This is a genomic window from Actinomadura sp. NPDC000600 (genome assembly GCF_040492135.1).
In the GTDB taxonomy this organism is placed as follows: domain Bacteria; phylum Actinomycetota; class Actinomycetes; order Streptosporangiales; family Streptosporangiaceae; genus Spirillospora.
The window spans coordinates 1-8,575 of sequence record NZ_JBEUPD010000080.1; the positions used below are offsets into that span (position 1 = coordinate 1).

Annotated in this window: 10 protein-coding genes and 2 pseudogenes; 6 read left to right on the forward strand and 6 right to left on the reverse strand. The window is 73.5% G+C overall.

What is annotated here, in order from left to right; genetic code table 11:
• A pseudogene (locus ABWI07_RS44550) lies at positions 1–141 on the forward strand (IS982 family transposase); the annotation flags it as partial.
• Between the two features lie 94 nt (positions 142–235).
• On the opposite strand, the gene ABWI07_RS43500 reads toward ABWI07_RS44550, so the two are convergent.
• On the reverse strand, positions 236–505 hold the full coding sequence (locus tag ABWI07_RS43500) for a hypothetical protein (protein WP_149257711.1): 270 nt from the start codon (positions 503–505) through the stop codon (positions 236–238).
• A 61-nt stretch (positions 506–566) separates the two neighbouring features.
• Complete coding sequence (locus ABWI07_RS43505; RefSeq protein WP_353822141.1) at positions 567–2,111, reverse strand: hypothetical protein; 1,545 nt, start codon at positions 2,109–2,111, stop codon at positions 567–569.
• A 106-nt stretch (positions 2,112–2,217) separates the two neighbouring features.
• Here ABWI07_RS43505 and ABWI07_RS43510 point away from each other — a divergent pair, with 106 nt between their 5' ends.
• The gene (locus ABWI07_RS43510; RefSeq protein WP_353822142.1) at positions 2,218–2,919 is read left to right on the forward strand and encodes an HAD family hydrolase; all 702 of its coding nucleotides are present in this window, start codon (positions 2,218–2,220) and stop codon (positions 2,917–2,919) included.
• Here ABWI07_RS43510 and ABWI07_RS43515 read toward each other — a convergent pair.
• The 3 genes from ABWI07_RS43515 to ABWI07_RS43525 all read right to left on the reverse strand — a co-directional run bounded on the left by ABWI07_RS43515 (position 2,911) and on the right by ABWI07_RS43525 (position 5,489).
• A complete protein-coding gene (locus ABWI07_RS43515) occupies positions 2,911–3,975 on the reverse strand; it encodes a TRM11 family SAM-dependent methyltransferase (RefSeq protein ID WP_353822143.1) in 1,065 nt (354 codons plus the stop codon). The genes ABWI07_RS43510 and ABWI07_RS43515 overlap by 9 nt on opposite strands.
• Before the next feature lie 91 nt (positions 3,976–4,066).
• On the reverse strand, positions 4,067–4,429 hold the full coding sequence (locus ABWI07_RS43520) for a hypothetical protein (protein ID WP_353822144.1): 363 nt from the start codon (positions 4,427–4,429) through the stop codon (positions 4,067–4,069).
• A gap of 82 nt (positions 4,430–4,511) precedes the next feature.
• Positions 4,512–5,489, reverse strand: coding sequence for a ferritin-like domain-containing protein (locus ABWI07_RS43525; RefSeq protein ID WP_235036594.1), 978 nt, complete (start codon positions 5,487–5,489; stop codon positions 4,512–4,514).
• 265 nt (positions 5,490–5,754) lie between these two features.
• On the opposite strand from ABWI07_RS43525, the gene rimP reads away from it, so the two are divergent.
• The 4 genes and pseudogenes from rimP to ABWI07_RS43545 form a co-directional block, all read left to right on the forward strand.
• A complete protein-coding gene (rimP, locus tag ABWI07_RS43530) occupies positions 5,755–6,417 on the forward strand; it encodes a ribosome maturation factor RimP (RefSeq protein ID WP_149257706.1) in 663 nt (220 codons plus the stop codon).
• Between the two features lie 26 nt (positions 6,418–6,443).
• On the forward strand, positions 6,444–7,493 hold the full coding sequence (gene nusA, locus ABWI07_RS43535) for a transcription termination factor NusA (RefSeq protein WP_141586750.1): 1,050 nt from the start codon (positions 6,444–6,446) through the stop codon (positions 7,491–7,493).
• A 4-nt stretch (positions 7,494–7,497) separates the two neighbouring features.
• Positions 7,498–7,800 carry a YlxR family protein gene (locus ABWI07_RS43540; protein WP_149257705.1) on the forward strand — a complete coding sequence of 101 codons (303 nt, stop codon included), beginning with the start codon at positions 7,498–7,500 and terminating at the stop codon, positions 7,798–7,800.
• Between the two features lie 108 nt (positions 7,801–7,908).
• Positions 7,909–8,046, forward strand: a pseudogene (locus tag ABWI07_RS43545) (translation initiation factor IF-2 N-terminal domain-containing protein); the annotation flags it as partial.
• A gap of 275 nt (positions 8,047–8,321) precedes the next feature.
• Here ABWI07_RS43545 and ABWI07_RS43550 read toward each other — a convergent pair.
• On the reverse strand, positions 8,322–8,575 hold a 254-nt coding region (locus tag ABWI07_RS43550), incomplete at its 5' end, for a hypothetical protein (protein WP_502912914.1).

An 8,575-nucleotide genomic window follows, 5' to 3' on the forward strand; every position in this document is an offset into this window, starting at 1 on the left:
CTGGAACGCCACGCCGCACGCACCACCGAGGGCCTCTGGACACGCCTGTGCCAGCGCATCTGCGCACTCAACGCCGCCATCTGGCACAACTGGCTGATCGGCGCCCCGATCAAGCGATCACTGACCGCCTACGACCACTGACCGCCACACCCAACAACCCCCATCAACGATCTAGCCCGGCGGCCCCGGCGGCCCCGGCGGCGCCCGCACCGGCCCGGTGCGGGCGCCGCCGCGTTCACGGCCTGCGGGTGGGGTTGACCGCGTCCTCTTCGGCGGCCCTCATCGGCGCGGGGCGCTCCTCGTCGTGCTCCCCGCGGGCCTCCCGCTCGTACTCGGTGATGCCCAGGCCGTCCCGGCTCTCCTCGGGCTCCTCGATCCGCAGGTCCTCGGGAGGGTCGTTCACGTACTCCTCGGTCAGGGCGATCTGCTCGTCCTGGGTGTTGTCGCCCATGTCGTCCATGTCCTCGCGGAAGTCGCGGGACTCACCCGGCTCGCGTGCCCTCATGACTCCTCCCCTGTCCGTCTCGGTTTCGCTGATCGGACCGGTATCCCCGAAGACCGGCGCCCTACTCGCGGTCGCGGACGGCGACGAGCCCGCCGACGACGCCCACGTACGCGGTCCCGTCCGGGCCGATGGTGACGGGCGCCCAACTGTTGTCGAACCACTTGCCCGTTCCGGTGAGCACCTTGTAGGCCGTCCGGCCCGTGTGGACGTCCACCGCGGTGAGGTACCAGGCGTCGATGAGGTCCTTTCGCGGCTCCTTCGTGTAGAGGTACAGCAGCCCGGCGGGCACGGAGACCTTGGCGACGGTCGACGGCGAGCGCTCCGTGCTCGTCCAGACGGTCTCGCAGCCCGTCCCGTCCGGTCTCACGTCCACGCGGCTCGCCCCGCCCGTCGACGACCCGCCCGGCGGCAGTTCGAAGAAGTTGCGGTAGCCGTAGTTGTTCTCCACGAACAGGCTGCGGCCGTAGCCGATGAGCGAGTTGTCCGTCGCGCTCGCCCCGCTGCCGAACACGGGCACCTGGCACACGAGCCCGCCGTCCTCGGCGCGCCGGACGATCACGTGCATGCGGTCGTCGGCGTTGTCGGTGATGGCCACGTAGCCGTCGCCGAAGAACGTGGGGGTCGTCCCGGAGCCCTGGTCGATCTGGCCGGGCTTGCGCCCGCTGCCCCTGTCGTACGGCTCGCGCCACACGATCCGCGGCGTTCCGTCCGCGTCCGCCCGCATCTGGTAGAGCGCGTGGTCGGACACGACCGAGACGCCGTTCTCGGCGGCCGCGAACGAGTTCTGTATCGTCTCGCCCTCCAGCCGCGCCATCCGGACCTTCCCGGACTCCGGATCCACCGTGCCGACGCGGCCGCCCTTCGTGACCCACCAGATGAGGCCGCCCCAGTCGGGCCCGACCGCGGTGACCGGGTCGCATTCCCCCTTCGGCCACGGGTTCGTCCAGGTCGCGCAGTCGTGGGGGAGGTGCGCGCCGAGGTCCCAGTCGTCGGTGACCGTGAAGCGCCATCGGCCGTCCGGGCCCCTCTCGTGCGCGAAACGGCGCAGGTGGAAGGCCGAGTCCGCCAGCACGGCGCGGTCCTGCGGGTCCAGGTAGTAGTAGGCCCCGCCCGAGGTGTCGGTGAACACCTTGTCGAGGCTCAGCGAGAACACCGCCTGGACGGTGGACGGCCTCGGCGGCAGCTCGTAGGTCGCGAGGTCCTTCAGCGTCCCCGGATCGATGAGCCGCAGCACGAGGTTCTGCCCGCGCGTGCACTGCGCGACGATCAGCCCCGTCCGGCGGGCGAACGTCACCGTCGAGCACAGGCCCGGCAGGCCGCCGCCCTTGGCCTCGTCCCGCACCTGCGGATCGCGGCCCAGGGGGCCCAGGAACGGATAGGTGTCGGAGGCGTAGCTGTCGGCGTGCATGGACGAGGTTCCGACCGGTCCCTGGTGCGGGTTGGCCGGGACGGGCCGGCCCGCGAGCGGCGCGGGCGCGGCCGGCGCGCCGACGTACGCCGGGACGAGCCCCGTCCCGGGGCCGTCGGGGATCGGGTCGGCCGCCGCCGGGACCGCCGCGCCCACCAGGGCGGCGGCGAGGAGGACGGCGAGCAGGGGTCTGCGCATGGAGGGCTCCCTTGACCGGACAGGGTGGCCCCGGTCGCGCCCTCCGGGACGACCACCGCGTAAAAGAGTGATCGTCCGGCGCCCCCCGATGGTTACGATCCGGGGCATGGGCGTACAAGCTGTGATCTTCGACTGGGGCGGCACGCTGACCCCCTGGCACGACCTCGAACTCGCCGACATGTGGCGCGCGATCTGCGCCGCCCACCTCCCCCCGGAATCCTTGGAGGAGGCCGTCGCCGCCCTCGTCGCCGCCGAGGACGAGCTGTGGCGCCGCGGCACCGAGGAGCACCGCAGCGCCACGCTCGCCGAGGCGTTCGCGATGGCGGGGCTGGAGCCGACCGAGGCCCTGCTCGACACCCACTTCGAGACGTGGACCCCGCACACCCACACCGACCCCGCCGTCCCCGGCCTGTTCAACGCCCTCCGCGAGCGCGGCATCAAGATCGGCGTGCTGTCCAACACCATCTGGACGCGCGACTGGCACGAGCGCGTCTTCGCCCGCGACGACGTCCTCGACCTGCTCGACGGCGCCGTCTACTCCAGCGAGATCCCCTGGACCAAGCCGCACGCCGAGGCGTTCCGCGCCGCCATGGACGCCGTCGGCGCCACCGACCCCGGCTCCTGCGTCTTCGTCGGCGACCGCCCGTTCGACGACATCCACGGCGCCAAGTCCGCCGGTCTGCGGGCCGTGCAGATCTGGCACCAGACCACCCACGCCTTCGAGCGCCCCGGCCTCACCCCGCCCGACGCCCTCATCCACGAACTGGACGAGCTGCTCCCGCACGTGGAGCGGTGGCACTCAGCCTGACGGCTTCGCGGCCACGATCAGGTCGCGGGAGATGGCCTGGTCGACGCGGTGGCGGAAGCCGCGGTAGGCGTCCGAGTCCCGGACGTCCAGGCCGCTGGAGGCGAGGATCTCCGCGAGCTGCTCGCGGCGGCCGACGAAGGTGTTCCAGGAGATGCCGATGGCGCCGCCCGGACGCAGCAGCCGCACCCACTCGGGGACGGCCGCCGCCAGCAGCTCCACGGGGCTGCGCGACAGCTGCGGCTTTCCCCTGCGGCCGGGCTGCGCGCCCTTGGCGCGGCTCCCGTGCTGGACGCCGTAGGGGGCGTCCGTCACGATCAGGTCGAACGACGCCGGGCGGAAGAACCGCCCGGCGCCCAGGGAGTCGGCGTTCACGACGGTGATCTCCATCGTCTCGCCGCTCTTGTAGCGCTCCTTGGACGCGCCGAGCGTCACGTGCAGGCGCCGTCCGAGGACGGCCTTCTCGCGGCGCACGTTGGCGACCTCGGCCTGGTGCTTGACCCGGTTGTTCTTCAGCCAGGTCTTGATGAAGGCCGCGTAGGCGTCGAAGTCCTTGCCGTCGACGTCCATCCCCGCCGCGTCCAGCCCGTACATCATTGCCTGGTTGAGCGTCGTGCCCCGCCCGCACATGGGGTCGAAGACGCGGGGGCGCCCGGTGACCAGGTCCATGGGGGAGTCGGTCGCCATCGCCGTGACGTTCAGCAGCAGCTTGGTGAAGTACTCGTTCGTCTTGCCCGAGTACTTCTGGATGGTGAGCAGGTCGCTGCCGAACAGGTCGAGGGGCTGGAGCCCGACCGGGCGGAGCAGCTCGCCCTCGATCTGGAACAGCGCGTAGAGCGACGACAGGTTCGACAGGAGGCGGACGTCCTGGTCCGTCAGGGCGTCGGCGGAGAACGTGACGTACGGGACGCCGCCGATCGCGGTCTCCTCGATGTCGCGGACGCGCCCGCCCAGGGCCCGTTCGCTGAACACCGCCAGCTCCGCTTTCACCAGGTCGGCGGCGGACTGTGCATAGACCCGGTTGTGCGAAGGGGAGACGAGAAGGCCGTACGCGGTCATTTGGTGGACCCTACTGGACCCGGAGAGGAGAGACCGCCGGGACGGGGGTCCGGCGGTCTCCGTGCGGCCTGTGACGGCCGCTTCTCCCTCGTCAGGCGGCTCGCGCGGGCCGATCCTCGGCCTTGCCGTCCGCCTCCGCGGGCGGCTCCGGAGCGGGACCGTGCGAGGCGGCGGGCAGGGCCCGCGCCTCCCGGGCGGCCGGAAGCTCCGCCGCGTCCGGGCCCTCCACCGGTGGAAGGTCCGGGAGGTGCCGCGCGGCGGCGTTCAGCAGTTCCGCGACGCGGCTCTTGAGGCTGGCCAGATCGGACCGCGCCACGTCCGCCTGCGCCTGGGCCCTGCGCGCCTGGCGCCGCGCGGCGTCGCGCTCGGCGGCCAGCCGCGTCAGTTGCTCGTGGTAAGCGGCCCGCAGGTCGTCGAGGGCGCTCGTCCCGCCCGTCTGCGGAGTCGTGGTCACGTGGGCTCCCTCCCCCGAAGTCATCCCGTGGCAACAGGACTAACGACACCGAACGGGCCCTTCGTTCCCACCGTGCCGAAGATCACTCACCGGGTTCGGGACGCGGGGACAGGGCCGCCGGCGGCAGCCCCGGGAACGCCTCGGAGGGCGCCGCGGCCCCCGCCCTGGACCGCCAGCGCGCCGCCCACGCCATGGCCCGCTGCGCGCTGTCGGCGGCGAAGGCGCGCAGGTCGGGGGAGGAGACGCCCGCGAGACCGATGTAGGCGGGGACGAGGTCGCCCTCCAGCGCCGCCGCGAGCTGGGCCGCGCTGCGGACCGAGGTGACCCTCACGGGCAGCCGGTAGGAGGCCGCCGCGGGGACCGGCGCCGCCGACAGGATGGAGACCAGTTCGTCGCGCCGGGCGCGATGGGCGTTCCACAGGTCCTTCGCGGTCTGGTGGAGGGGGCCCCGCAGCCTGGCCCCGAGCACCCCGTACCCGTACACGGCCGCGTGCTCGGCGGACAGCGCGGCCTGCAGGGCCTCGGCGTCCGACCTGGCCCGGACGGGCGGCGCCGCGCCGCTGACGGTCATGGCGTGGCCGGCCTCGCAGGCGCCGATGCTCGCCAGCAGCTGGGCGAGCGCCGGACCGGCCTTGGCGGCGTCGGTCATGCGCGCCCGCGCGGCCCGGTCCTCCAGGTCGCGCAGGGCGGCGAGCCCCGCGGTGCCCGCGGGGACGGGCGCGGCGCTGGGGGAGGGGATCGCGCCGCCCTCGTCGGCCCGATCGCCCGAGCCGGGGACGTAGTGCCGCCTCAGAACGGCCAGATGCTCGCGGTGACGGGCGAGGACCGGGTCCAGCCGGCCGGCCAGCGAGGCGTTCGCCGACCGCGCCGCCTCGTACGAGGCGATCAGGTTCTGCTCGGACGCGATCGCGCCCACGAGCGTCGGCACGTCCTTGCGCGGGGCGGCCGCCTCCGCCGCGCAGGAGGCCAGCCACGGCAGCACCGGCACCGCGGCGCCTCCCAGCAGCACGGCGCGGCCCAGCAGCGCGCGGCGTGACAGCGCCTGCGTCGAGCGTGACATCGCTTGCCCCGGCGGCGGTGCGGCCTCTGGCAAAGGAAGTCTCCTCACCCGGTGGCGGAGATGGCGGCGGCCCGCGGCGGCGGCGGTCCCCGGACGCGCCCATCGGGCCAGCTCAAGCATTCCATATCCGCCGCGCCGGAGAGCCGCCGTAAAGACCGCCGCGGTCCCCGGCTGTCGATAGTCTTGAGGTGTCGGCGGACGAGCGGCGATCCCGCCGCCGCGGGCGGCGGTACGGATCGCAGGCGGCACAACAGGAGGAGGACCCATGAGCGTCGAGTCCCGTGGCGGCCGCGCTCAGGGGAGGCGCGGCCGATCGGATGAGGCGGCCCCGGCGCGCGAGGGCGCGCGCCCGGTGCGCGACACCGCCCGGCCCGGCCGCGACGCGGCCGCCGCGGCCCTCACCCGGCTGCTCGCCCCCGCGGTGACCGAGGCGGGCTACGACCTGGAGGAGGTCGACGTGCGGCCCGCGGGCCGCCGCCGGCTCGTCCGGGTCGTCGTCGACGCCGACGGCGGGATCAGCCTCGACGACATCGCCCGGCTGAGCGAGACGACCTCCGAGCTGCTCGACGGGTCCGACGTCATGGGGTCCTCGCCCTACGTGCTGGAGGTGACCTCGCCGGGCGTCGACCGCCCCCTCACCGAGCCGCGGCACTGGCGCCGCGCCGTCGGCCGGCTGGTCGTCGCCCCGCTGACCGAGGGAGGCCAGATCGAGGGCCGCGTGGTGGCGGCCGACGACGAGGCCGTCGAGATCGACGTCGTCCGGAAGCGCCGGGGCAAGGGAGCCGGGGCGGGCGGCGGGAAGTCCGCCGGGCCGGAGACCGTGCGGCGCCGGTTCGGTCTCGGCGAGCTGGGGCGCGGCCGTGTGCAGGTGGAGTTCAAGCCTTCGTCGCCGGCCGAGGAAACGCGTTCTCCGGCGGAGCCGGACTAGAGGGGGGAACTCTCGTGGACATCGACATGACCGCCCTACGGGGCCTGGAGAGCGAGAAGGACATCTCGCTCGACGTGGCCGTCAAGGCCATCGAAGACGCCCTGCTGATCGCCTACCACCGGACGGAGGGCGCGGCGCCGAAGGCGCGCGTCGAACTCGACCGGCAGAGCGGCCACGTGACCGTGTGGGCGACCGAGACCGACGACGAGGGCAACGCCGTCGGCGAGTACGACGACACCCCGACCGGGTTCGGCCGCATCGCCGCGACCACCGCCAAGCAGGTGATCCTCCAGCGCCTCCGCGACGCCGAGGACGAGCTGACCTTCGGCGAGTACGCCGGCCGCGAGGGCGACATCGTCAGCGGCATCATCCAGCAGGGCAAGGACCCGCGGAACGTGCTGGTCGACCTCGGCAAGATCGAGGCGATCCTGCCGCCGCAGGAGCAGGTGCCCGGCGAGCGCTACGAGCACGGCGAGCGGCTGCGCGCGTACGTGGTGCAGGTCCGCAAGGGCCACCGCGGCCCCTCGGTGCAGCTGTCGCGCACGCACCCGAACCTCGTCCGCAAGCTGTTCGCGCTGGAGGTCCCCGAGATCGCCGACGGCACGGTGGAGATCGCCGCGATCGCCCGGGAGGCCGGCCACCGCACCAAGATCGCCGTGCGGTCGCGCAAGTCCGGGGTGAACGCCAAGGGGGCCTGCATCGGCCCGCTCGGCAGCCGGGTCCGCAACGTGATGGGCGAGCTGCACGGCGAGAAGATCGACATCGTGGACTGGTCGGAGGACCCCGCGGAGTTCGTCGGGAATGCCCTGTCCCCGGCGCGTGTTTCGAGTGTCGAGGTGGTCGACGCCGACGCCCGGGTCGCCCGGGTGGTGGTGCCCGACTACCAACTGTCCCTCGCCATCGGCAAGGAGGGGCAGAACGCCCGGCTAGCCGCGCGGCTCACCGGCTGGCGGATCGACATCCGGTCCGACACCGAGCCCGTACAGACGCCCCCGAACAGCGCCGGACCCGGCGAATCTGGATCTTCTGCGTCAGGAGAACATGCGACAGGCCCCGCCGACGCCTCGGCGCGGTAGACTCATGGGACGTGGCCGGGCGGCCCCTGTTCGCACGTGCGTGGGTTGCCGGGTTCGCACGGTCAAGTCCGACTTGCTGCGCCTCGTGGCGGTCGAGGGCGTCATCGTCCCCGATCCTCGCGGGCGGCTGCCGGGACGGGGTGCGCATCTGCATCCCGATCCGGAGTGTCTCGCACTCGCAGAGCGGCGTCGGGCGTTCCCGCGGGCGTTCCGCCTGCCGGGCCCGCTCGACGCCGGCCCGCTGCGGGAGCGACTTGCGGCCCTCGCCGCGCGGCAGCAGGATGGCCGAATGGTAAGCGACGTCTAGTCGGAAGCAGGTCGAGATTGCTATGAGCGCTCGATGAGCACGCCGCGATGAGTACGGCAAGTTAGCGACGGTCCGGAGGCCGCACCCCCGGACCGAGTAGGGAGTGCAGTGGCGAAGGTCCGGGTTTATGAACTCGCCAAGGAGTTCGGTGTAGAGAGCAAGGTCGTCATGGCCAAGCTCCAGGAAATGGGCGAGTTCGTACGGTCGGCGTCCTCAACGATTGAGGCGCCGGTCGTTCGCAGGCTGACAGAAGCCTTCTCAAATTCTTCTTCCGCCCCCAAGCAGGGCGACCGACGGGCCGCGGGCAAGAAGCCCGCTCCGCGCCCGTCCGCACCGCCGCGTCCGGGTTCGTCCGGCGGCGGTGGTTCCGATTCTCAGGGCGCGCGTCCTGGGCCCCGTCCGGGCCCGCGGCCGTCCGTGCCCAGGCCGGGCCCCGGTGGTCCCGGTGGCCAGAGCGGCCCCAGCGGCCCCAGCGCCCCCGGTAGTCCCGGTGGCCAGGGCGGCGCGCCCAAGCCCGGCCCTCAGCCGGCGCCGCGGCCCGTCCCGCCCGCGCCGAGCATGCCGGTGAACGCGCCCGCGGCGCAGGGCCCGAGCGCCCCGCCCGCGTCCGGTCCCGGTACCGGGGCGGGCAACCGCGCACCCGGCGGCCCGAAGCCGGGCCCCCGCGCGCCGAAGCCCGGATCCGGCGCGCGTCCCAGATGGACGGCCCCCATGCCGCCCTCGCCCAGTTCGCACAGCAGCTCGTACGGCCCGAACCGTCGTGGGTACATCCGGC